At 38.4% G+C, this 24,291-nt stretch carries 18 protein-coding genes; 8 read left to right on the plus strand and 10 right to left on the minus strand.

Annotated features, from left to right (window positions below; all coding sequences use genetic code 11):
• Positions 1-1,001, plus strand: a 1,001-nt coding sequence (locus EGI31_RS06965; protein WP_255035273.1) for an ISL3 family transposase, incomplete at its 5' end; no start/stop codon positions are given.
• Positions 1,002-1,154: 153 nt separating this feature from the next.
• Here the strand turns inward: EGI31_RS06965 and EGI31_RS06970 are convergent.
• The 6 genes from EGI31_RS06970 to EGI31_RS06995 all read right to left on the minus strand — a co-directional run bounded on the left by EGI31_RS06970 (position 1,155) and on the right by EGI31_RS06995 (position 11,205).
• Complete coding sequence (locus EGI31_RS06970; RefSeq protein WP_255036475.1) at positions 1,155-1,757, minus strand: REP-associated tyrosine transposase; 603 nt, start codon at positions 1,755-1,757, stop codon at positions 1,155-1,157.
• Positions 1,758-1,892: 135 nt separating this feature from the next.
• On the minus strand, positions 1,893-3,182 hold the full coding sequence (locus EGI31_RS06975; RefSeq protein ID WP_255036476.1) for a M20/M25/M40 family metallo-hydrolase: 1,290 nt from the start codon (positions 3,180-3,182) through the stop codon (positions 1,893-1,895).
• Complete coding sequence (locus EGI31_RS06980) at positions 3,179-4,030, minus strand: CvfB family protein (protein ID WP_255036477.1); 852 nt, start codon at positions 4,028-4,030, stop codon at positions 3,179-3,181. The genes EGI31_RS06975 and EGI31_RS06980 overlap by 4 nt, the downstream gene beginning before the upstream one ends.
• A gap of 413 nt (positions 4,031-4,443) precedes the next feature.
• Positions 4,444-5,187 (minus strand): sulfite exporter TauE/SafE family protein, encoded by a 744-nt coding sequence (locus EGI31_RS06985; RefSeq protein WP_255036478.1) that lies wholly within the window; start codon positions 5,185-5,187, stop codon positions 4,444-4,446.
• A gap of 388 nt (positions 5,188-5,575) precedes the next feature.
• Positions 5,576-8,218: a sodium-translocating pyrophosphatase gene (locus EGI31_RS06990; protein WP_255036479.1), complete on the minus strand. Its 2,643-nt coding sequence runs from the start codon at positions 8,216-8,218 to the stop codon at positions 5,576-5,578.
• 152 nt (positions 8,219-8,370) lie between these two features.
• Complete coding sequence (locus EGI31_RS06995) at positions 8,371-11,205, minus strand: S8 family serine peptidase (protein ID WP_255036480.1); 2,835 nt, start codon at positions 11,203-11,205, stop codon at positions 8,371-8,373.
• A 26-nt stretch (positions 11,206-11,231) separates the two neighbouring features.
• Here EGI31_RS06995 and EGI31_RS07000 point away from each other — a divergent pair, with 26 nt between their 5' ends.
• The 6 genes from EGI31_RS07000 to EGI31_RS07025 all read left to right on the plus strand — a co-directional run bounded on the left by EGI31_RS07000 (position 11,232) and on the right by EGI31_RS07025 (position 18,062).
• Positions 11,232-13,712, plus strand: a complete 2,481-nt coding sequence (locus EGI31_RS07000) for a PIG-L family deacetylase (RefSeq protein ID WP_255036481.1) — start codon at positions 11,232-11,234, stop codon at positions 13,710-13,712.
• A complete protein-coding gene (locus EGI31_RS07005; protein ID WP_255036482.1) occupies positions 13,713-14,675 on the plus strand; it encodes a vWA domain-containing protein in 963 nt (320 codons plus the stop codon).
• Positions 14,676-14,759: 84 nt separating this feature from the next.
• The gene (locus tag EGI31_RS07010; RefSeq protein WP_255036483.1) at positions 14,760-15,317 is read left to right on the plus strand and encodes a tetratricopeptide repeat protein; all 558 of its coding nucleotides are present in this window, start codon (positions 14,760-14,762) and stop codon (positions 15,315-15,317) included.
• Positions 15,318-15,392: 75 nt separating this feature from the next.
• On the plus strand, positions 15,393-16,334 hold the full coding sequence (locus tag EGI31_RS07015) for a phosphoribosylaminoimidazolesuccinocarboxamide synthase (protein ID WP_255036484.1): 942 nt from the start codon (positions 15,393-15,395) through the stop codon (positions 16,332-16,334).
• A gap of 4 nt (positions 16,335-16,338) precedes the next feature.
• Positions 16,339-17,580, plus strand: coding sequence for a pyridoxal phosphate-dependent aminotransferase (locus EGI31_RS07020; RefSeq protein WP_255036485.1), 1,242 nt, complete (start codon positions 16,339-16,341; stop codon positions 17,578-17,580).
• Entirely contained in the window at positions 17,580-18,062 is a 483-nt protein-coding gene (locus EGI31_RS07025; RefSeq protein ID WP_255036486.1) for a DUF456 domain-containing protein, read from the plus strand. The genes EGI31_RS07020 and EGI31_RS07025 overlap by 1 nt, the downstream gene beginning before the upstream one ends.
• 26 nt (positions 18,063-18,088) lie before the next feature.
• On the opposite strand, the gene EGI31_RS07030 is transcribed toward EGI31_RS07025, so the two are convergent.
• From EGI31_RS07030 to EGI31_RS07040, 3 genes are read right to left on the minus strand one after another with little or no spacing between them, the layout of a single operon-like run.
• Positions 18,089-18,484 carry an SxtJ family membrane protein gene (locus tag EGI31_RS07030; protein ID WP_255036487.1) on the minus strand — a complete coding sequence of 132 codons (396 nt, stop codon included), beginning with the start codon at positions 18,482-18,484 and terminating at the stop codon, positions 18,089-18,091.
• Positions 18,485-18,517: 33 nt separating this feature from the next.
• Positions 18,518-18,667, minus strand: coding sequence for a DUF5989 family protein (locus tag EGI31_RS07035; RefSeq protein ID WP_255036488.1), 150 nt, complete (start codon positions 18,665-18,667; stop codon positions 18,518-18,520).
• Positions 18,668-18,684: 17 nt separating this feature from the next.
• A complete protein-coding gene (locus tag EGI31_RS07040) occupies positions 18,685-20,547 on the minus strand; it encodes a carbamoyltransferase family protein (RefSeq protein WP_255036489.1) in 1,863 nt (620 codons plus the stop codon).
• Positions 20,548-20,721: 174 nt separating this feature from the next.
• Here EGI31_RS07040 and EGI31_RS07045 point away from each other — a divergent pair, with 174 nt between their 5' ends.
• Positions 20,722-22,122: a glycoside hydrolase family 30 protein gene (locus EGI31_RS07045; RefSeq protein WP_255036490.1), complete on the plus strand. Its 1,401-nt coding sequence runs from the start codon at positions 20,722-20,724 to the stop codon at positions 22,120-22,122.
• Between the two features lie 192 nt (positions 22,123-22,314).
• On the opposite strand, the gene EGI31_RS07050 is transcribed toward EGI31_RS07045, so the two are convergent.
• Entirely contained in the window at positions 22,315-24,123 is a 1,809-nt protein-coding gene (locus EGI31_RS07050) for a LysM peptidoglycan-binding domain-containing protein (protein ID WP_255036491.1), read from the minus strand.
• Positions 24,124-24,291 lie beyond the last annotated feature (168 nt).

Below are 24,291 nucleotides of genomic sequence, written 5' to 3' on the forward strand. Positions count from 1 at the left end.
ATTGTAAAATACCACGTGTAAAAACTGTTGAGAATAAGGTTGAACAAGTCTCAGTACCGTGGGCACGGGAAGGTAGTGGTTTTACACTTCTGTTTGAGGCATTTAGTATGTTGTTAATAGAGCAAGAAATGCCAGTCAACAAGGTAGGCAAAGTGATTGGAGTTTACCCCAATCGCATCTGGAATATCTTTAATTATTGGCTTGGAATTGCTTATTGTGGTGCAGATCATAGTGATATTTCAACATTGGGAATAGACGAGACAAGTTCTAAAAAGGGGCATGATTATATAACCGTTGCGGTGGATATGAAAACTTCAAGGGTAGTACATGCAACTGAGGGCAAGGGAGCAGACACCATTACGAAAATAGCTGATTATCTGGAAACTAAAGGTACCCAGAGACAGAATATCAAGCAAGTTTGTATAGACTTATCACCCTCTTTTATCAGTGGTGTGGAGTCAGAATTTTCAAATGCTCAAATAGTATTTGATAGGTATCATGTCAAAGCACTCTTGAATAAAAGTATGGACGACTTAAGAAAACAAGAACTAAAGAATCACCTAATGCTAAAAGGGCAAAAGTATTTGTTTCTCAAAAATGACAAAAACATGACGGCTTCTCAAAAAACACAGAGAGATATGTCACTAGAGGCATTACCCAGATTAGGTGCGGCTTATCGTTTAAAAATACTATTTGACGACTTTTGGTCTATTAAATCGCCTCAAGAAGCTCAAGGGTTTTTAGCCTATTGGTGTGATATGGTAAAAGAGGCAATGATACCTCAATTTGAGAAATTTGCAGACACCGTAATCAAACATTGGAAAGGAATTACAAACTATTCTAAATACCATATTTCAAACGGAATTTTAGAAGGTATTAATAGTAAAATCCAATTGGCTAAAGCTAGGGCTCGTGGATACAGAAATAAAAACAATTTTATCAGTATGATTTACTTCATTGCTGCTAAACTCAAATTCAAGTACCCACTCTATTCAGCATAGAGCCATTATTTTTATATTTAGGACATCTCCGGTTGGATTAATTTCTTTACCCATAAGTTCGGCAATTTCTTCACCTAATTGACCCAGCTGTGCTTAGTCTTCAGACTAAGCACGAGTGACAAACGGTCTTCAGACCGAAAACCACAAATATCATCACCATAAGTCGATTTCAATATCATATCCAGATTTCTTTAATGGATTTATAATTGGATTTGATGGCAACGTTACAGGAATTAAACTTTCTTTTTGCATATAATTACTCGCACTTGAATACAAGTAATCTGATGCTTTAGAAACAATACCAGCCCTAACTGGATTCATATGAATGTAATTGATTTTAGACCATAAAAACGGCTCAGTAAAGATTTCCTCTGGATGATTGTTTATTTGCCAAAATTGCAAATTTGAGTTCCGCTGATTACTCTTAGCAGCAAATGCGAAACGTTTTAACATCCAGTCAGACCTTGACTCAGGCCCAATTTTAATTTGATTGAGAATCATTTGAGCTACATATTTTTTAAAATCTCTAACTAAATCCGATAAATTCCCTTTATCTGATTGACAGATTATATGAATATGATTGCTCATAATGACATAAGAAATCAAATTCATTCCTTTGTTTTCCTGACAAAATTTTAAACTATCAATTACAATATCTCGATAAATTTTTCTTGAGAAAACATCTACCCAATCAACTATCGTCAATGTGAGAAAATGCATTGCTTCCTGATTTCTTATCGCATAACCGCCTTCCATCTTATTTTTTATACTAAAATAAATAATTATTGTTTTTTATGAAAATAGTGTCGGTCTGAAGACCGATAGACACCTGTGCTTAGTCTGAAGACTAAGCACAGCCTCTACGATGGTGAAACCATCATAGAGCTTTAATTATTTCAAAAGCCTATAAATCAACAAAGTACTTCTTTTTATCAACTTGGGATATTCTTTGATATTCATCGTTTCTGTGGGTGTATGAGCACCTGAACCTGAAGCTCCTAAGCCATCCAGACAGTCCAAATAATCGGCCACATAACTAATATCTCCAGCACCTCTTGAGCCGGGGTCGCCTTCTTTTACTGCACCCATTCCAAGGTCAAGACTTACTTGGCTTAGTACTTTCATGATATTTCTATTACCTTCGGTTGGAGGCATGGAGGGTATACCGTCTTTGAATCTGATTTGAGCTGAAGTTTGATTCAAGTTTCTTTTTACAATCTCCTGCATTTTTTTTCGGGCAACAATCTTCTGATTTTCAGTTAGGAACCGTAAATCTCCTGTCACTAACGTGCGTTTGGCTATGATATTGGTCTTGCCTAGGGATATGCCTTTGGCTTCGGTTTCGTCATAGTTTACAAACGAACCTCCTACTATCTGCCCAGGATTGAAGGTCAAATACGTTTCCTTGCTCAAAGTTTCCCTGAATTCATTTAGAATGCGTGAAGCTTCGTAAATAGAGCCATAACCAGCACTTTCACTAAAAATACCTGAGGAATGGGCTTGTTTGCCGGTAACTATAAGCGTCCAGCCGCTTGCTCCTCTCCTAGCTGTGGTGGCTATGCCAAAGCCAGCGGTTGTCTCATAACCCAAGGCTACATCACAAGCTTTGGCTCTTTCTATAAAATCGGCTCTTGATACCGAAGTTGGTTTTCCGGACTCTTCTTCGTCACCCGTGAAATATACGGTTATGTGTCTGTCTTCTAATAAATTGAGTTGATGTAAAGCTTTTAAGGAAGCTAAAATCATCACATCGCCACCTTTCATATCGTTTACGCCTTGACCTGATGCCGTAGAATCATTCACAATAGTAAAAGGCGAAAACTCCATCGATTTCTCGAAAACGGTATCCAAATGGCCAATTAAGAATAACTTTTTGCCTTTATTGCCTTTTCTGGTAGCCACAAAATGTCCTGCTCTGTTCATGGAATCTGGTAAAGAAATCCACTCTGTCCTAAAACCAATTTTGTCAAACTCTCTTTTAAAGATTTCTCCTACCTGCCATACCCCTTCCTTGTTGAGTGTTCCCGAATTAATATTCACGACTTCTTCTAATAATTTGAAGGTTTCGCTGTAATTGGTTTCCACCAATTTTATCAATTCGGCTTCGGTTTTATCTAATTTTTGAGAAAAACCAATAAAACAAAAGTTTAAAAGAAGCAATAAGAGTACAAACCTTTTCATTTTTCAGGGGATGTTTGATTTAAAACTATAGAATCACTTTTGATTATTATCTTTTTGTCCTTATACAGAACGCCGATAGCTTTTTTGAAGGCTTTTTTACTCATTTCCAAAACTTCTTGAATCTCGATTGGGTCAGAGCTATCGCTCAAATTTAATGTGCCGCCCGATTGTTGAAGTTTATCAAGAATAGCTTTCTGATTGGGTTCTAAGGTTTTTAAGAAACCTAAAGGCTGCAAGGAAATATCTATCTTACCTTCGTCCCTTATCAATTTCACATAACCTTTGGTGGTATCGCCCCAAGCCAATCTACGGAATGTTTCGTTTTCGTAAACCAAGCCTTTGTAAAGATTATTTACCACCACATTATGCCCCAGTTCGGTCTTTTCAAAAACCAACAAATCCACTTCTTGGCCTTCCTCCAAATCTACTCCATCGAGGTTTTTGAAATATTTATGCACTTTGGCAGAAGCCACCACACGGTCGGTTTGCTCGTCGAGATATAAGTAAACAGGGACATACTGTCCTTTTTGTAGCTTATGATTTTGTTCTTTGAATGGCACAAAAAGGTCTTTTTCCAAGCCCCAGTCTAAGAAAGCACCAAATTGTGTTGCGGCCACCACTTCAAGTATAGCGAACTGATTGAGTAAGATTAATGGCTTTAATGTGGTTGCGATGAGCCTATCTTCTGAGTCTCTGTAAATAAAGACTTCGATACTTTCGCCAATTTGGGCATTTTCAGGAATATACTTGTGTGGCAAAAGCACATCGTTGCCTTCTTCATCGCCCAAATACATGCCTACGCTTGTACCCCTTAATATCTGTAATGTATTGTATTTTCCTACTTCCATATTTTTTGTATTCGATGCTAAAAGTACAAAAAAAAGAGGATAGAGCCTTAATAATGGCTCACTTTGCAGCTAAACTAATCTATTAAATTCTAATTTGAGATAACAAGCAGGTTGCAAAATTGTAAATTCAAAAATATACGGTATAAGTATGCAGCCATTCCTTGAAAAAATAAAATGTCGCCCATACTGGGCTTATAATGATTGGAATTATATTATTACCAATATAACGCCTCTCTTAGGCTGAAAAGTCGTTTGAAAATAAACAATTTCAAAAGAATTAATACCTCAAAATAAAAGCCCATCGGGCTGGCATTATGGTAAAAAACTGAAATTTAAGATAGAAAAAGCCCGATATGGGCGACATTAATTTAGCTACCAGTTTTAGCTCAGTACTTTAATTGTGATTTAGACTATTATTTAAACAATATCAGCAAAGCTCCTAAAAATGTTATGGCCATCACGAGCTTTCTGAAATGAGCATCGTTGACTTTGCCCACGAGTTTTAGACCAATATAGAAACCTATGACTAATGCCGGTAAAACGATAAGATCAAGTAATAAGGTTTGTGTAGTAATGTTGTCCCAGAAAATAATTTGGAAAGGCAATTTGAAAAAATTTATAACCAAAAATATCCAAGCTGCAGTGCCGATAAAGGTGTTTTTATCCAATTTTAAAGCCAAAAAATAAATGTTTGAAATGGCTCCCGCCAAATTGCCCATCATGGTTACAAAGCCCGCCAAAAGACCCATACCCGTACTAAACCACAACTTCGATGGAAAACTGGTATTTTTTGACCTTTCGGAATATACCATTATCACTACCGTCAAAACAATTATAATGGAAATCACTCTTTTGAAAAGTTGCTCGTCGATTCCTTTCCCAAACCAAACCCCACATAAAACACCGACAATCATAGCTGGTATGAGTTTCCAGAAATATTTCCACTCTACATGTCTTTTGTAAATTATCACTGCCAGGATGTCAGCAAAACATAAAAGTGGCAAAATAACCCCAGTAGAAGCTTTACCACCAAAAACAACGGCCATCAACAGTACATTGAGTACGTCTAAACCTTTTATTCCAGCTTTAGAGAAACCGATAATAAATGCCGCCAATACCATAAAAACCCACTGCAAAATTGAGAATTCCAGATTCATAATAAACTTCAATCAAACTGATATCAAAAAACCATTAGAAAAGTAAATCTATAATGCGTTTTAATATTGGTTCTATGGATTGGCAATACAAGACGTTTTATTTACTTTGTGTCGGCTGCCGCCTGGGCTTTCATTTTTTTTCAAAAAAAAACGAAACAAAAAAAACTGCACGGCAGCGGCCGACCGTCCACAAACTCACACACTCAAAATTCTCTTAATCATCAGGCTTTGAAATGGATATTACAGTTTGAGAATTTTGATTGTGTTCAAACAGTGCTGGCTGTTATAAGGAACCATTCATATTTACTTTTTCTTTAGAGCATTAAAATAAGGGTTAAAAAAATAGCCACTCAAAACTGAGCGGCTATTTTATTATATTCTTCGAAAATTATTTTTTTCTAACCGAAACCGCAATTCTACGGTTTTGTGCTCTTCCTTCTTCAGTATCGTTTGAAGCGGCTGGATGTTGGTCACCATATCCTTCAGATTCCAATCTTGCTGCATCCGTACCCATGGCTACCAAAGCTGCTTTCACAGCGGCTGCTCTTTTTGAGGATAACTCCAAATTAGAAGCTGGAGCACCAACATTGTCTGTATATCCACCCAATTTGATGGCAACAGCTGGAAATGCTTTCAAAATTTCAGAGATGTTTTTAACTTCTGAAAGCGAAGTTGAATCCAATTTGTCGCTACCCGTTTCGAAATTCAAGTTCACAAAATTGAACCAGTTTTCTTTTCCAGCAACTGAGTCTGCGTTTTCGATAAAGTTAATCAATTGATCTTCAATACCGCCTTGTGCAAATGATAGATTAACACCAGTTGAAAGTTCTTTTGAAAGAGTTTCAACGGCAACAACCTCGGTTGAAGGCTCAGAAACCACAGCAGTAGTTTTCTGAACAGCAATATAAGGAGCAATAACCAAAGAAACGATAGACATCAATTTGATCAAAATGTTCATTGAAGGACCAGAAGTATCTTTGAAAGGATCACCTACTGTATCACCAGTAACGGCCGCTTTGTGTGGTTCTGAACCTTTCTTAAATGTTTTTCCATCGATCAATACGCCTTTCTCAAAAGATTTTTTAGCGTTATCCCAAGCTCCACCGGCATTTGATTGGAAAATTCCCATCAAAACACCTGAAACTGTAACACCAGCTAACAAACCTCCAAGAATCTCGGCTGAGCTTGTAGTTTCGAAAATTCCTTTGAAACCGAAACCTACTAATACAGGAACCAAAATAGCAATAGCTCCTGGCAATATCATTTGTTTGATAGAGGCTTTTGTAGAAATCTCTACGCATTTTTCGTATTCAGGCTGAGCTTTGTATTCCATTATTCCTGGAATTTCTCTGAACTGACGACGAACTTCGTTTACCATTTCCATCGCAGCTTTTCCTACGGCAGAAATACACAAAGCACTGAAAATAAATGGAATCATGCCACCCACAAACAATCCTGCCAAAACTGGAGCTTTATAGATATCTATTGCAGAAATACCAGAGATACCCACAAATGCAGCAAACAAAGCCAATGAAGTTAGAGCAGCTGAAGCAATCGCAAAACCTTTACCTGTTGCAGCTGTTGTGTTACCTACTGCATCCAAATTATCTGTTCTTTCACGTACTTCAGGAGGTAACTGAGACATTTCAGCAATACCACCAGCGTTATCCGCTATTGGACCAAAGGCATCGATAGCCAACTGCATGGCCGTAGTGGCCATCATACCAGCAGCGGCTATAGAAACTCCGTAAATACCTGCAAAAGCATAAGAGAATATAATACCCGCAGCCAATACCAAAATAGGCAATACTGTTGATTCCATACCTACTGCTAAGCCACCGATGATGTTTGTAGCGTGACCAGTTCCTGATTTTTGTACAATCGAATCAACAGGTCTTTTGCCCATTGCTGTGTAATATTCAGTAATGATTGACATCAAGGTACCCACTATCAAACCAACCACAATGGCATAAAATACGTCCATTGAACTAAATTCAAATCCTCTCAAATTAAGCGTTTCTGGCAAAATTTCTTTCACCAAGAAATAAGAAGCAACCAAAGTGATGACAATTGATAACCAGTTTCCTAGGTTTAAAGCATTCTGTACGGAGTCTGTTTCGTTTTTAACTCTTACAAAAAACGTACTAACCATAGAGGCCAACAAACCTACACCTGCAATAAGCATTGGCAACAATACTGGTGAAAAACCACCATAGTTATCCGTTACGCTAATTTCTTGTCCCAAAACCATTGTAGCCAAAATAGTAGCGACATAAGAACCGAACAAGTCAGCCCCCATACCAGCCACGTCACCTACGTTATCGCCCACATTGTCGGCAATAGTCGCTGGGTTTCTCACATCATCTTCAGGAATACCAGCCTCTACTTTACCCACTAAGTCAGCACCAACGTCAGCAGCTTTGGTATAGATACCACCACCTACACGAGCAAAAAGAGCAATTGACTCAGCACCCAAAGAGAAACCAGCCAATACTTCAATGGCTTGTCTCATACCTTCAGAAGTTAATCCTTGGCCTTGAGCGAAAATGTTGTAAAATGCTATAAACAAACCTCCTAAACCTAAAATAGCCAAACCAGCAACGCCCATACCCATTACGGCACCACCTGTAAATGACACATTAAGAGCTTTAGCCAGAGACGTACGAGCAGCGTGAGCCGTTCTTACATTGGCTTTTGTGGCTACTTTCATACCTACATAACCTGCGAAAGCAGAAAAAATAGCTCCTATCAAAAATGCTATTGAAATTATCCAAGAAGAATGTATTGGATTTTCAGGAGTGCCTTCGTCCATCCCTAACCAAGCCAAAATTAGAGCAGTAGGAGCTGCAAACATAGCTAAAACTTTCCATTCCGCTTTTAAGAAAGCGATGGCACCATCTGCAATATAACCAGATAGTCTCTGCATGTTTTCGTCTCCGGCTTCTTGGCGAGATACCCAGTTGAATTTCCAAGCTGTGTACAACAATCCAATGACCCCGAATAATGGAACCAAATAAACAATTGAATTCATATAAAAACGGTTTAAATTAAGAATTTAAAATAAAAAAATTTGGCAAATTTAAGACGAGATGGACACACTAAACAAGTAAAACACAATTAAATCTAAAAAAATAAAAATTTAAGCCAATTATTTGAGGCACAGAAAGCATGCAGAAGTAGACATCAGAAGCAATTACCGATTTGAGCCTTGAAAACATTACCTTTTTCAGCCACAAAACCTGGGCTTAAAAGTATACTTTCCGAAGCTTGGTAAAGAACATTGGAGACCGGCTGAATTTTCTGAACCGACGTTAAATCTTTGGCGAAGATATTTTGGCTAGAATTAGCCATTATTACCCCATTCACCAGTTTGTCTTCTGTGGCTCTAACAAAGTTAAAATCTGTTGGTGGTGGTACAGGACAGTTCCAGTTTTGAAGACAAACGGCGGTTATACTTAAATTCGTTTTTAAGTTTTGGATAATTATCCCGGCATTCGTTTCTCCATTGCTCCACAAAACAGGACCAGAGCATCCCGTAGCAATCAAAACAAAATCTACAGAATCACAAACACTTACAGGTGAAACATGCGGAGCAATGGCGGAAATCTGATAGGAAAATGCTTGGTTATTTTGATTTGTTCCTGTTACAGAAAACTGATTTTGAGTGTTTTTGGAAAACTGAATATTAGTAGAATTTGCGATTTCGTCAGCTTGAGGAACTGTAATGGAAACATTTTCAAAAGGAAAACCAAAAATCTCTGGGGTACTTTTCACAAAAATCTCTGCCTTTTGCCTCGGCGATGGACACAAACCTGTACATTGAGATTGAGCGTAGTAGTAATTTGAGCCCAGTGGTAAATTACTTCTCACTAGCTGCTCGGAATTTGAAAGAAGGTTACCGCCCACACTGGCGTCCCACCAAGTAGTAGATTGTACTGCCAAGTGAGCATTGGTGTAAATTTTTATACCAAAACCTGACACACACAAAGGATCCAAAAGAGAATTATCTACTGGTAATAATTTCCATATTCCATTTGGAAATTCACCCACCAAAGTCGAGAATGAGGTTCGGGGTGAGAAATTACCAGAAACGGGGCTGATACCTACAATTGGAGCATTGTTTTTAAAAACCATCGTTACCAAACCACTGCTGGCAGTGCCTCTAGCGTAAGTTCCCTCGGCAATTAAATCGTATAACTGACCAGAAGGTGACAAAAGTTTAAATCCTACCTCTTCATTAAAAGGCACACCTCCACCATCAGCAGTACTACAAGATGTCGCCCCTCCACCATCTTTTTTATGCCAACTAATGGTTACTTCCAATGAATCAATTAAACCAATCGCATCGGTCATATTTACAGTAATATCGGAGCCAGACTGTTCAAATCCGTCAAAACCAACGGTGGGTCCTGAGTAAATTTTTTGATAAAAGTCAGGGAAACTACATGCAGGAGATGTGGCCACAAGCGTATCTAGTTTTGCCGAACAATACCTATCCTCTAGATTATTTACGCTTGGGGTTTGAGTCTGAGTAACATTGTAAACAACTGGTTTTGACTCAACGGTCTTAACACAAAAACCTTTGCTTACAGTTAAGGTATAGTTTCCATCTTGGGTAGCTGTAAAACTATTATCGGTATCAGGTAAAATTACACCATTTCTTCTCCAAACATAGTTAGTCCCAGCTACTAATGGAGTTGAAATAATGGCACTGTCGCCAACACAAAAATATCTACTGGGAGATACACTGAGGCTTACACTGGCCAGGTTTTCATTCAAACATGCCACAGCATTAAGAAGATTTACCCTGCCTGAACCCAACTGACCTACAAAACTTGGATTGACCGAGGAAATATCATCAGCAGTGGATTTTAAAACATTCTCCAATTGAGCCATGGTAAGGCTAGGAAAACAAGACCAAATATAAGCCAAACAAGAAGAAACCAGCGGAGTGGCCATGGATGTACCGCTGAAAGAGGCATAAGTGCCGAAAGGAATCGTACTCAATATACCTCTACCCGGTGCTGAAATATCAACCGTGTTTCCATATGAGCTAAATGAACTCCTAGCATCGTTTATATCTAGACTAGCTACTGAAATAACGTGATTGTAAGCTGCAGGATAGCTCAGTTCGTCGTTGTTATCGTTTCCAGCGGCTGCCACCACCATGACACCACGATTGTAGGCGTAATCTATCACATCCTGCTCTGCCTGAGAGAAACCTGGACCGCCCCAAGATAAACTAACTATCTTGGCACCATTATCTACTGCCCATCTTATACCCTCGAAACCGTAATATATGCTATTAAAACTACCATTGTCTGGAGTAGCTTTTATTGGCATGATCTTTACCTTATTGTTGCCCGCAGAAGCTATTCCTAGGGCGTTATTGGTAACTGCCGACACAATTCCCGCCACGTGGGTTCCATGTGAAAAACTGGCATTGGGTGGATTTGGGTCAGTATCAGCCAATGATGACATATCTTTCCCAGCCACCATGTTAGCTGCCAAATCGGGATGATTGGTCTCAATAGCATTATCTACAACAGCCACCACGACAGGATTTCCACCTGGATTTACATCCCATGCTTGGTCTGCTTTGATTTTTGTAAGTGACCATTGGGATCCAAAATCAGTATCGTTGGGAGCGGAGATAATTTTACGAATCGGCACTTTCTCTACATATACATAATAACCATCTTGCTTTAGTTGGTCGATTATATCATCTATCTTGTCGGAATCTTTGAGTTTTAGTCTTATGATATTGTTTAAATCCCTATTTTTGAGATTTGAAAAAGGTTTTTCTATTTTACTAATATTGGATGTGGCTATGGTGTTTGAAATGAAAGGTGCCTCTGTGGCTACATTCAATGCTTTGGTAGTAGATTTTATCATTTTCCCAAACTGTGGTTTCACTCTTATGTAAATTTCGCCCTCAGAGAACTCAGTGAGTTTCTTTTGAGACAAAGCATTAAACCAAAACAAAACTGTAAAAAACAACCCTAACCAATATTTCATTCTTACATAATTACTATTACAAACTTATGAAAAAATTATGTCTCCTTGGTCTTCTTTTTTATTCTACGGGCATATTGTTTGCACAGCCGAAGCCACAGTCAAGTAGTGAAATCTACCAAAATATTCAAAAACTGAACACAGTGGGTAACGCCATGTATGTGGCAGCACACCCCGACGACGAGAATACTTTATTGATAGCTTGGCTTTCAAAAGAAAAAAAAGTTAGAACAGCCTACATGGCCATGACCAGAGGTGACGGTGGGCAAAACCTAATAGGTTCAGAACAAGGAGAATATGTAGGACTACTCAGAACGCATGAATTGTTAGAAGCCCGTAAAATAGACGGTGGAGAACAATATTTCTCACGAGCGGTAGATTTTGGTTTCTCGAAACAAACAGATGAGGCCTTGTCGACATGGGGAAAAGACAAAATACTGGAAGATTTGGTTTATCAAATACGAAAATTCCAACCTGATGTGATCATTAACAGATTTCCACCCGATGCACGTGCTGGACACGGTCATCACTCAGCATCAGCGGTTCTATCAGCAGAGGCATTTGATGCGGCGGCCGATCCTACGAAGTTTCCTGAACAGCTAAAAACCGTGGGTGTATGGCAAGCAAAAAGATTGGTTTGGAACACTTTCAACAGAGGTTTTACGAATACCGAACCTACGGATGGACCATATATCAAGCTTCCATTGGCAGACTATAGCCCACTTTTGGGAAAATCATACTCTGAAATAGCAGCTGAAGCTCGAAGCAAGCACCGTAGCCAAGGTTTTGGATCCGCACCTACCAGAAACGAACGTTACGACTTTGCAGTAAACATCAAAGGAGAATCAGCCAAAGAAGATTTGTTTGATGGCATAGATTTGACCTGGAGAAGGATTCAAGGTGGAGAACCTATTGGAAAAGCACTGGATGCCATTCTTGCCCAATTTGACTTTCAAAATCCTTCTAAAAGTGTAAAAGGCCTAATTGAAGTCTACAAAGCGATTGAAAAAACGCCTGAATCTATTTACAAAACCAACAAGCTTTCAGAATGTCTGAATTTGATCTTGGCTTGTTCAGGAATATACTGTGAGGCCAATGCAGCCACCAATATGATTTCTCCGGGTCAAACACTTAAAGTTTTTGCGACAGCTGTGAATCGTTCCAACTTAGATGTAAAAATAGAGAACTTTAAAATCTATGGAGCAGCTTCAAAAGACAGTACTTTAACCAAAACATTGGCCTATAACAAGAGCTTGGATTTTGCCATTGATACGAAAATTCCTATTAACGCAGCCATAACCCAACCTTATTGGTTAAACGAAAAGCCAGAAAAAGGAATTTACAAGGTGCAGGATGAAAAATTCAGAGGACTACCCATGGCTCCAGATGCACTTTGGGCTGAATTTACCCTGAATATTTTGGGAGAATCTTTCAAATATACCCACCCTATCAAATACAAATATACCGAACCATCACTTGGAGAAATATATAAGTATCTGGAAATCAGACCTGAAATTATGATTAACCTTGACCAAAAGGTGTACATTTTTGCAGATAACAAACCTAAAAAGGTTAGTGTAATGGTAAAAAGCAATGTGGCAAACTTGAACACAAAAGTAAAACTCAATTTGGCCGCTGGGTGGAATTACGAACCAAAAGAAATAGAAGTAAGTTTTACTGAAAAAAATCAAGAAAAGCCAGTCTTTTTTACGGTTACGCCACCTTCAACGAGTTCTGAAATAGAAATAAAAGCTTCGGCAAGCACCTCGAATGGTACTTTTTCTAAATCAGTGAAAAATATTAAGTATGAACATATTCCAGAACTCAATGTTTTTCCAGAAGCCACAGCAAGGGCCAACAGAATAAATCTTTTGAAAAAAGGACAAAACATAGCCTACATAGCCGGTGCAGGTGACGAAGTTCCAGAATCCCTGAAGCAAATTGGGTATGATTTGACCAATCTAAATGAAACCACTATCAAAGGTAATTTGTCTAAATATGATGCTATAATAGTGGGTGTAAGGGCATACAATACCGAAGATTGGTTGGTAAATGCACAAAATACCTTATTTGAATATGTCAAAAACGGTGGAAATCTGATCGTTCAATACCAAACGCAAGCGTTCTACGGAACTGTCAAAACCAAAGAACTCGGACCTTTTCCGATTACAATTGGCCGCGGAAGAGTGACCGAAGAAAATGCTGAAATGAAAGTTTTGAGAGCCGCAGACCCAATTTTGAACACGCCAAACAAAATAGACGCAAAGGACTACGACGGTTGGATTCAAGAAAGAGGACTCTATTTTGCCGAAAAATGGTCGGATAAATACACCAGTGTTTACAGCATAAAAGACACCGGTGAAACCGAACAAGAAGGCTCTTTGTTATATACCAAATATGGCAAAGGGACCTATATTTTCACTGGTCTTTCGTTCTTTAGGCAGCTACCTGCTGGAGTACCAGGTGCTTTCAGATTGATGGCCAATTTGATATCATTCAACAAAAAATAGATGAATTGGAGTAGAGAATTCTCGCAAAACGAGGTTTTTTTCTTGGTTAGCTTTATCCTGATTTATATTATTTATTTCGGTAGGGTGTTCTATATCTCCAAAAAACTAAAAACCTCGGCAGCTTCATCTTCCTTGAAATTTATTATTCGCAGTATCTATTTGGGGCTCATGAGTTTAGCTCTACTGGGCCCCAATTTTGGTATAACTGAGCTAGAGGCCCGTTCATCGAGCAAAGATATTTATTTGGCTTTTGACCTCTCTCTTTCCATGAACGCAAACGATGTGGAGCCATCGAGATTGGACAAAATAAAAAGTGAAATTACCAATTTGGTAGACCAGTTTAGTACCGACAAATTTGGCATAATGGTTTTTAACTCCGGAGCTCAAGTTTTCACACCCTTGACCTTTGACCATGCCAATCTCAAGAACAACATTGCGTCTTTAAAAACCACACTTCTTCCAAAAGGCTCAACTGATTTCAATTCTATTTTTGACTTATTGATTGAGAAATTTGGTGTAAACGCTAAAAAAGAAAGCCAATCCAAAGTGGGCATCGTCATCACCGACGGTGAAAACTTCCAGAACATTGATAATCAATATTTTAAACTTATAAAAAAGAACAACATCAATTTGTTCATCATAGGTATTGGTTCTCAAATGGGAAGTAAAATCCCGACCCTAAATGGTTATAAAAAAGACAAAAATGGCCAGGATGTGGTGAGTGTTTTAGATATCAACCAAATAAATGAAATAGCCAAGCAAACTGGCGGTCAATATTTTATAGTCAATAACCAAAGAAATCAGATTGCAGATTTGATAGAGAAACTGAATCAAGTCAAAAGTAGTTCGGATACCATCAACCAACAGACGGTTACCTACAACAAATACATGTATTTTTTGCTTATTGCACTGATTTTCATCATATTGGATTTTTTATTAACTGTAAATGTGCTGAAACTCTAAATGTACCAATTCATTTATCATATCATTTATTTCCTGATCAACCCTCAATTTTTTACAAATATTGAGCAAAAGAACACATTTAAAATGGAATTCAACTTGGCCTTCAGAAAAGGCGATTTCAAAAAATCTATCGCAGTTTTTGAAGAAATAGAAAAAGTAAATAGACTAATTGAACCCGAGCTTCGACTGGATGCCGCTCATGCCTATTTTGTTACAAACGATACCCTCAATGCCCGAATAAATTACGAACACACGCAAGATTTACCCAACGCACTCCAAGCTTCTCAGTCTTGTAATCAACTGGGTGTGTTGGCCATTATACGTGGAGATAGCAGTACTGGGCTAAAATACTTCAAAAGAGCGATTGAGAAAAACATAGATCTAGAGCAGGCAAGGTATAATTATGAGCTCATCAGTAAACTTTACAAACCAAAAGGTTCGCCACCCCCAGAACAACAGCAAAGCAAACAAAATCAGGAAATTTTAGCTTCTGATAAGAAAGAACAAGACTTTGATGAATATACATCAAAGAAAATTTCGAAAGAAAAAGCCCTACAACTCCTCGAAGACCTGAAAAATTCGGAAGTTAAAATTCTCATATCGAAAAAAAATAGTAAGCAAAATTTAGAAAAAGATTGGTAATAAACCCGAAATTTGTAATTCATTAAGTGCCAAAGGCATGTTACGCAGTATAACAAGGGAAATTTTAGATTAAAAATGAATAGTATTAAAGAAACCAATTACATTTTCAAGAACCAAAAAGCTTTCTATCGTGGCAAAGTAAGAGATGTTTATACCATTGGTAATCATGTACTTATGATCGCTTCCGATAGAATATCGGCCTTCGATGTGGTTTTGCCAAGACCTATACCTTTCAAAGGTCAAGTTTTGAACCAAATAGCCGCCAAAAACCTTGAAGCCACACGCGAAATTGTACCCAATTGGTTGATAGCTACTCCAGATCCAAATGCGACATTTGGTCTAAAATGCGAGACTTTCCCAGTTGAAATGGTCGTAAGGGGATATCTGGCTGGACATGCTTGGAGAGAATACAAAGCCGGTAAAAGAACACTTTGCGGCGTATCACTTCCGGAGGGATTGAAAGAAAACGATAAATTACCTCACCCGATCATCACGCCCACCACCAAAGCTCACGAAGGTCACGACGAGGATATCTCTAGAGAAAATATCATAGCTTTGGGCCTGGTAGAGGAAGACAAATACATCGCATTAGAAAAATATGCATTGGCTCTTTTTGCGAAAGGAACCGAAATGGCTCTTCAAAATGGACTAATTCTCGTTGATACGAAATACGAATTCGGTGAAAAAGACGGCACTATTTACTTGATAGACGAAATTCATACGCCTGATTCTTCGAGATTTTTTTATAATGCCAACTACCAAGAAAACCAGGATAACAACCTACCGCAAAAGCAGTTATCGAAGGAATTTGTACGGGAATGGTTGATTGCTAATAATTTCCAAGGCAAAGAAGGACAAACGATTCCTGAAATGACCGATGAAAAAATCGAAGAAATCTCGAACCGTTACATTGAATTATACGAAAAAGTAACTGGCGAGAAATTTGTAAAGGATTTGACAGAAGATATCATTAAACGTGTTGAAGAAAACGTTAATAGTTTCTTAAAAAAGATATAATACTATGCCAAACGAGTATAAAAAAAGCGATAGGCTAAACAATCTTAGTTACGCTATCAGAGGTCCGGTTTTCGAAAAAGCTCAGCAGCTAGAAGCTATGGGCCAGAAAATAATCAATCTCAATATCGGCAATCCGGCTCCGTTTGGATTTGATGTACCTGACGAAATTGTACACGATATGATTCTGAATCTTCGCAATGCACAAGGCTATTCGCATCATTTGGGAATTTTCCCTGCTCGTAAGGCCATCATGCACTATACGCAACAGATTGGTATCAAAGACGTTAAGATGGAGGATATCTTTGTTGGGAACGGTGTAAGTGAGCTCATTGTAATGTGCATGCAGGCATTGCTCAACGACGGTGATGAAATACTTATCCCTTCGCCCGACTATCCGCTATGGACTACTGCGGTGGCACTTTCCGGTGGAAAACCCGTGCATTATATGTGCGACGAGGCCTCTGATTGGAATCCCGACGTGCAAGATATGGAGTCCAAAATAACCTCAAAAACCAAAGCCATTGTAATCATAAATCCCAATAACCCAACGGGGGCTGTTTATGAAAAAGACGTTTTGAAAAAAATCGTTGCACTGGCTGAGAAGCATAACCTCATTGTATTTTCTGATGAGATTTATGACAAAATCCTTTATGATGGAAACGTTCACGTACCAGCAGCAACACTCTCTGAAGATGTATTTTTCATGACTTTCGGAGGTCTTTCTAAAAATTACCGAGCAGCAGGATTCAGAGGCGGATGGGTGATACCGAGTGGTGCAAAAAATAAAGCAAAATCATTCTTAGAAGGCCTTACATTATTGGCTTCTATGCGTCTTTGTGCCAACGTACCTACGCAATACGCAATACAGACTGCACTCGGTGGGTATCAGTCTATAAACGATCTTGTGGCAGAGGGCGGCAGATTAAAGAAACAAAGAGATTTAATTTATTACAAACTGACGGATATTCCAGGCATCACCTGTGTCAAACCAAAAGGCTCTCTTTATGTCTTCCCAAAAATAGACATGAAGAAGTTTGATATTCAAAACGATGAGCAATTTGCTTTAGATCTTTTGTCAGAGCAAAAAGTATTTGTGGTTTCAGGCAAAGGCTTTAATTATAATGATGGCCAACACTTTAGAGCTGTATTTTTACCTGAGGTGGACACTTTGGAACTCGCTACAGATAAAATTGCTGAATTTTTGGATAGTAGAAAAATAAAAACTAAAACACTCGTAGAAGCCTAATGGATTATCTGTTGCTAATCTCCGGACTCGGCTGTCTTGTTATTGGCTTAGCGGGAGCTATACTTCCACTACCTGGCCCACCACTGAGTTTTGGTGGGATTTTATTACTTCATTACTCAAGATTTGCTGAATTTTCAGAGAACAGCCTTATTGCTTTTGGCGTCATAACGGTCTTGATTACCGTCTTGGACTATTACATTCCGATTTGGGGCACAAAGAAGTTCGGAGGTAGTAAATGGGGAACCATAGGTTCTGGAATTGGCCTTTTAGTTGGTATGTTCTTAGGCCCATTTGGTTTGTTTATCGGAGCTTTTGTTGGAGCTTTCATTGGCGAATATCTCTCTAACAAAAATCACAACATAGCATTCAAAGCCGCCTTGGGTAGCTTTTTAGGCTTGATGGCAGGCATCGTAGCAAAAACCGTTCTCTGCATCGTCATGCTGGTTTATGCCATCATAGAAATTTACCAATCATTCCAATAAAAAAGGCCCCTTTCGAGGCCTTTTTCTTACCAAATATTATCAAAATCTTCTGGTTGATACTGGTGATCTCTCGTGTGAAAGACCGACTTGTCTGAGTCCTTAAGAGAAAGGTAATTCTTCCGAGAAAGCAATCTTTGTAAAAGAGCAAAAGGAGTTAGGAAAATAAAAAACACCAAACTCATGAGAATTCGAGTATTTATAAAACCCAAAACCTCAGCAAGTTTCATCCAACCTTTCAGTATTACATCTGCAACAACATCAAACATCAATGAGGAAACTCCTATAGCTCCTGCAGCGTAAAGGAAGTAATTCCTTTTAAACTCAAAGAAATACCAGTCGTAGTTTCTTTGAAAAATAAAATAAAGAACCAGAAAACCAACAACTATAACTAAAAGTGATTGGTATCTATCTGCAATTTTCATCTATATAAATATTTATCTCTTTACGAGAATGAATTAAAATAAGGTATAAATAAACGGAGCAATGGCAGAACCTCCACCAATCACAATAAGTATACCCACCAAAAGCAAAATAATAATCAGGGGAGCCAACCAAAACTTTTTTCTAGCCGCCATAAAACCCCATAAATCTTTAATAAAGTCCATATTCTTAATCTTTTATATTAATCTAAAACAAATTCTTCTTTCCAATTGTCTGTGCCTTGCCATTCGGGCTGGTCTTTCTTACTGAACAAGAAATTACCTACCACCAAATAATCCATTTCTGTTCTCATAAAGCACCTGTATGCGTCATTCGGTGTCATTACGATAGGTTCCCCTCTCACGTTAAACGATGTATTTACCACAACACCCATGCCCGTAAGTTTCTTAAATTCCTCAATCATTTTATAATAACGAGGATTGGTGTCGCTGTGAACCGTTTGGATTCTGGCAGAGAAGTCAATGTGTGTTATTGACGGCAAATCTGACCTTAAATGATATAATTTATCTCTCAAGTTCATGTCATCGTATCCTTCTGGCAATGTTTTCTTTATGGCGTCAGCTACCGGATGCACCAACAACATGTAGGGAGAAACACCATCGTAATCAAAAAACTTGCTCACATCTTCGGCCAAAACCGACGGTGCAAACGGCCTGAATGACTCTCTGTATTTGATTTTCAGGTTCAATTTTTTCTGCATTTCGGGACTTCTTGGGTCACCCAAAATACTTCTAGCACCCAAAGCTCTTGGACCAAATTCCATTTTGCCTTGTACCCAACCAATTACATTTTCTTGAGAAATCAATTTGGCCGTTTCGGCTGCCAATTCGTCAAAATTCTCAAAATATTGATAGTTGGCCTTGTATTTTTTAGACATCAACTCCACTTCCAAATCAGAAATGGTTGGCCCTAAATACGAACCTTTCATGGCATCCATCTCGTAATCTATCACACGCTCTTGCTTGAAATAGATATAGTTCACGGCCAAAGCAGCACCCAAAGCACCGCCTGCATCACCTGCAGCTGGCTGAATGAATACGTTCTTGAAAACGCCTGATTTTTGAAGTTTACCGTTCGATACACAGTTCAGTGCCACTCCACCAGCCAAACATATATTTTCTGAACCCGTAAGTCTTTTTGCTTCTTGTGCCATCAAAACCACCACATCTTCGGTAATCTGCTGAATAGCAAGACCTAGATTACAATGGTGTTGTTCCAATTCATCCTCAGGCTTTCTAGTTTTGAAACCAAACAATGCCTCCCATTTCGACTCATTCACCATTTTCAGGCCAGTGGCATAATCAAAGAAATCTTGATTTAACCAAACCGAACCGTCCTCTTTAACACTGATTAAATCCTTTTTGATGATATCTACATACTTTTTAATATCTGGTGAGAGCGGATTTCCGTATGGAGCCAAACCCATCAGTTTGTACTCACCAGAGTTCACCCGAAAGCCCAAAAAGTAAGTAAATGCCGAATATAAAAGTCCAAGAGAGTGCGGAAAACGCATCTCTTTCAAAATCTTTATTTGACCCTTTTGCCCGTGACAGATAGACACTGTGGCCCACTCTCCCACTCCGTCTACAGTCAGAATAGCTGAATCTTCATAAGGCGAAGGATAATAAGCACTGGCCGCATGCGAAAGGTGATGCTCTGGAAAAAGAAGTTTCGTTTTCTTTTTGTCGTAAGTTCCGATCTGTTCCAATTCCTCATGAATAAGTCTTTTCAGGAACATTTTCTCCTTGATCCAAACCGGAATAGAAGTTATGAACGAACGCAAACCTTTCGGTGCAAAAGCATAGTAAGTTTCTAATAATCTCTCGAATTTCAACAGAGGCTTGTCATAAAATACGATGGCATCCAAGTCTTTCAACTCTAAACCACTATATTCCAAGCAAAACTTGATAGCGTTTGTAGGGAAACCAGGATCGTGTTTTTTTCTGGTAAACCTTTCCTCTTGTGCTGCGGCAATTATTTTACCATCTTGAATAATAGAAGCTGCTGAATCGTGGTAAAACGCCGAAATGCCAAGGATATTCATTCTAAATTATGGTCTGTTATATAATATACTGCAAATTACGCCATTATTGACAAATAAAAAAAATTTGGACCAAGCTCATCTGGGTTTTGATTTTATGGAAAATAGATTTCTGACTAAATTTCTATTAATTTGCTCTAAAGTTATATTTTCAAAATTTAATTCCTCTAGAAATATATGTCTTCAAAAATTACTTTTTCTATCAAAATTGAACCTTTTACTGCTTTAGTTATCCTATTATTAACTTTAGTTTCTGGGGTTTCTAATGCCCAGAATATTGAAAAATGGGTAACAAAATTGAACAAAAGTAAGCTTCTGGAAAAACAAAAACAGACTTTGGCTTTCTCAAAAAACTACCAAAACCTACCCACCATTTTTGTCGATGATTCTAAGAGTTTCCAGTCTATGGATGGCTTTGGATATACCCTAACCAGCGGAAGTGCCACTTTAATAAACCAACTCAGCAACAAAAAAGAGTTGCTGAACGAACTTTTTGGGCATGGCGAGAACAGCATCCGCGTAAATTATCTTCGTGTGAGTGTGGGTGCGTCTGACTTGAGTGACCATACCTACAGTTATTCTGAAAGTAAAGATTTGAGTTTGAAGAATTTTTCTTTGAAAGAAGACGAAAAGGCTTTGATACCGGTTTTGAAAGAAATCATCAAAATAAACCCAACAATTAAAATATTGGCCTCGCCATGGAGTCCTCCTACCTGGATGAAAAGCAATAATAATTCTATGGGTGGTAGTCTTTTGCCAGAGTATTCTCAGGTTTATGCCGATTATCTGGTGAAATACATCAAAGAAATGAAAAAGCACGGCATCGTGATTGATGCCCTCACTATTCAGAATGAGCCACTTCACCCCGGAAATAACCCAAGTCTTTTGATGTTACCAAATGAACAAGCCAATTTCATTAAGAATAATCTCGGGCCAACATTCCTAAAAAATGTTATCAAGACCAAAATCATCGTTTATGACCACAACGCCGACCGGCCAGATTATCCCATCTCGATTTTGAATGATCCAGCCGCAAGGAAATATATCGATGGCTCGGCTTTTCACTTATATGGCGGCAGTGTAGAGAGTATCGGCGAGGTTCACGAAGCTCATCCCGACAAAAATCTCTATTTCACCGAGCAATGGATAGGTCACCCATCCAACTTTGGAGGAGATATGGCATGGCATATAAAAAACTTGATCATAGGAGCCACCAGGAATTGGTGTAAAACGGTGTTAGAATGGAACTTGGCCATAGACCCACAAATGAACCCGCATACCGATGGTGGTTGCACAGCTTGTTTAGGTGCTGTCACCATTGACAAAAACAAAATAGAACGAAACGCCGCCTATTACATCATTGGCCACGCCTCCAAGTTTGTACCCACCAACTCCAAAAGAATAGCCTCCAACACCGTTCTAAACCTCCAAAACGTTGCATTCAAAACACCAGAAGGCAAAACTGTTTTGATAGTTATTAACGATTCAGACAAAAACCTTGAATTTTTGATTGGATCAAAAGGGAAAATGGCTAAGGAAACAATTGAGGGTGGTAGTGTGGTTAGTTATGTTTGGTGAATTTGAATAAGTTTATACCCAATCAACATAATGACGGAAGTCGAAAAAATTGGATTATTTTGATTCTTGAATTCTCTGAAAATGTCAGCCAAAAAAAATTAGCCCCAATCATTGATCGAGGCTAATCCAGCTATCGAGTGAATCTATACTACTTATTACTTATCTTTGATGAGGTTGCCGCAATGGGCAATCTCAATATTTTCTTACTATTATTTTATCTCCAACCTCTATGATATTGTTATTGAGGTTATTGAGCTTATACAATTGATTTACGGACACTTTATAATTTACCGAAATCCGATACAAGGTTTCGCCCTTTTTTACTTCATGTACCAAATACCCCTTTTCATAATTCTTCGGGATATCGATTGTCTCTTTTAATTCTTCCGAAAACGGTTTCGCCGATTCTACCTTTGAGGTTGGCACTTCTTTCACCACCAGTTTTGGCTCAAATGGCTGAACTTTACTCTTCGGCACTACTGTTATTTCTTCAAAAGGCACCACTTCGTTTTTGGTCAAAACCTCCGATTTAAAAACTTCCTTAGGTTTATTTTCAACCAATGCTTCCGCTTTTTTGGGCTCAACAATTGCTGGTTTTTCCTCCAACTCTTCTTCCTTTTTGGACTCTACATATTGAGAAATCAGTTCATCGTCAAACTTCAATCTCTCAGGTTTTTCATCCTTATTTTCAATCGGAAACTCTATGTACTCTATCGGCTTGTTTTTCGGTCTGGTAGTCTGCATCCATACCACACGTCCTCTTTGTAACCTACCAACGGTCTCCATTCTGTTGTATTTCAATAACTTTGACAACTTCACACCGTATTGTTGCGAAATATCCCAGAGTGTTTCATCATTCTTGACGATATGATGTGGAATGGCTGCCTTGTCATTTTTAGCTTCGATATAGTAAACCTGACCAATCTGCAAAAAGTCTTTGTCGGTCATTTCGTTATACTCCAGAAACTGCTTATTCGTGATATCCGCCTTATAAGCAAGATTTACGAAATCATCGCACATTTCGGCTTGAATACCCTTCAGATTATTGCTGGTGTAAAACATTCCGCCAAGGCCTTTGCTCAACTCAGGAGTAGGTTTCAGAACCGGAAAACCCAAATCCATATTTTGATTCCCGACATTTCTCGACATCTCGTCGAGCATCCTTATCTCGCTGTATTTGTTGCTTGGGATATAGACCAAAATATTGGCATCGCCCTCAGGAACTCTATTGGTTTTCAACCATAAGTTACTCTTCAACAACTCTTTCGGGTCGATTTTTAAGTCAGCGGCTATAAGGTTAAGAGACTTACCAGCAGCGTTTTTGTATTCATAAACGATACTTTGCACTGGATTCTTATAACTATTAAACTCCGCTTCCATGACCCACTTAAAGGCCAAAAACTGTATCAAAGAACTGTATGAAGGCGAGTCAAGAACGATATAGTTACCCGACCACTTTCTGTTTGTTTCTAGGTTTTTCAAAACCTCACGACTCGCTATGTGAGCAAAGAGAGTTTTACCCCAGTTTTCGTAAAGCACCTGATTTCGCTTCAGGCATACCATGGCACCTTTGGAGGCCATGAGCAAGTGCTTCCGCTCGTCTATTTTGTCGTCGATAATCAAATCGACATCTTTTGCTTTTTCAATATCCAAACACCAAAAAACACCCTGCTCTAAAACTACACTTGCACTTAGGCTCTTTTGGAATTTATTATAAATACTCAAGTATTTAAAATCCGCCGGCACGTTGGCGTTTTCAACAAGGCTTTCAATGGATGGAATCACCAAGGAAAGCTTACTCAAATATTCGTTTTTAAGTTCTGTATTTCGTGAAATAGCCGCTACTTCTTGCGACATCAAATACCTCGTGACATCATTCAACTGAAAGGTTACATCAGCAAACTTTATTTCATAAGGGACTTTACTTTCTCGTGTCGCATTGGTCTGAGCCGAAGCCACAGAGAAAGTAAAGAACATAAAAAGAATTAAACTTCTTTTCATTACCTTAAACGATATGTTAAAGAAGGCACGTAAGTTCATTTTTGTTTGATTCACTCTTTTACTTTTTGATATACAATTATACCATTTTTTAAAAGATGTTTCAAATTTAATTTATTGAATTTATACTTCCAAATAAATAACCAAAATTTTTAAAAAATTTTGTTTTTT

The sequence above is a fragment of the Lacihabitans soyangensis genome (assembly GCF_024343775.1).
Lineage (GTDB): Bacteria > Bacteroidota > Bacteroidia > Cytophagales > Spirosomataceae > Leadbetterella > Leadbetterella soyangensis.

Excerpts from the sequence above, each read along its gene's own strand:
- EGI31_RS06970 (WP_255036475.1), bottom strand. The coding sequence starts at position 1,757 with ATGGAAGGCGGTTATGCGATAAGAAATCAGGAAGCAATGCATTTTCTC.
- EGI31_RS06975 (WP_255036476.1), bottom strand. The coding sequence starts at position 3,182 with ATGAAAAGGTTTGTACTCTTATTGCTTCTTTTAAACTTTTGTTTTATT.
- EGI31_RS06980 (WP_255036477.1), bottom strand. The coding sequence starts at position 4,030 with ATGGAAGTAGGAAAATACAATACATTACAGATATTAAGGGGTACAAGC.
- EGI31_RS06985 (WP_255036478.1), bottom strand. The coding sequence starts at position 5,187 with ATGAATCTGGAATTCTCAATTTTGCAGTGGGTTTTTATGGTATTGGCG.
- EGI31_RS06990 (WP_255036479.1), bottom strand. The coding sequence starts at position 8,218 with ATGAATTCAATTGTTTATTTGGTTCCATTATTCGGGGTCATTGGATTG.
- EGI31_RS06995 (WP_255036480.1), bottom strand. The coding sequence starts at position 11,205 with ATGAAATATTGGTTAGGGTTGTTTTTTACAGTTTTGTTTTGGTTTAAT.
- EGI31_RS07000 (WP_255036481.1), top strand. The coding sequence starts at position 11,232 with ATGAAAAAATTATGTCTCCTTGGTCTTCTTTTTTATTCTACGGGCATA.
- EGI31_RS07005 (WP_255036482.1), top strand. The coding sequence starts at position 13,713 with ATGAATTGGAGTAGAGAATTCTCGCAAAACGAGGTTTTTTTCTTGGTT.
- EGI31_RS07010 (WP_255036483.1), top strand. The coding sequence starts at position 14,760 with ATGGAATTCAACTTGGCCTTCAGAAAAGGCGATTTCAAAAAATCTATC.
- EGI31_RS07015 (WP_255036484.1), top strand. The coding sequence starts at position 15,393 with ATGAATAGTATTAAAGAAACCAATTACATTTTCAAGAACCAAAAAGCT.
- EGI31_RS07020 (WP_255036485.1), top strand. The coding sequence starts at position 16,339 with ATGCCAAACGAGTATAAAAAAAGCGATAGGCTAAACAATCTTAGTTAC.
- EGI31_RS07025 (WP_255036486.1), top strand. The coding sequence starts at position 17,580 with ATGGATTATCTGTTGCTAATCTCCGGACTCGGCTGTCTTGTTATTGGC.
- EGI31_RS07030 (WP_255036487.1), bottom strand. The coding sequence starts at position 18,484 with ATGAAAATTGCAGATAGATACCAATCACTTTTAGTTATAGTTGTTGGT.
- EGI31_RS07035 (WP_255036488.1), bottom strand. The coding sequence starts at position 18,667 with ATGGACTTTATTAAAGATTTATGGGGTTTTATGGCGGCTAGAAAAAAG.
- EGI31_RS07040 (WP_255036489.1), bottom strand. The coding sequence starts at position 20,547 with ATGAATATCCTTGGCATTTCGGCGTTTTACCACGATTCAGCAGCTTCT.
- EGI31_RS07045 (WP_255036490.1), top strand. The coding sequence starts at position 20,722 with ATGTCTTCAAAAATTACTTTTTCTATCAAAATTGAACCTTTTACTGCT.
- EGI31_RS07050 (WP_255036491.1), bottom strand. The coding sequence starts at position 24,123 with ATGAAAAGAAGTTTAATTCTTTTTATGTTCTTTACTTTCTCTGTGGCT.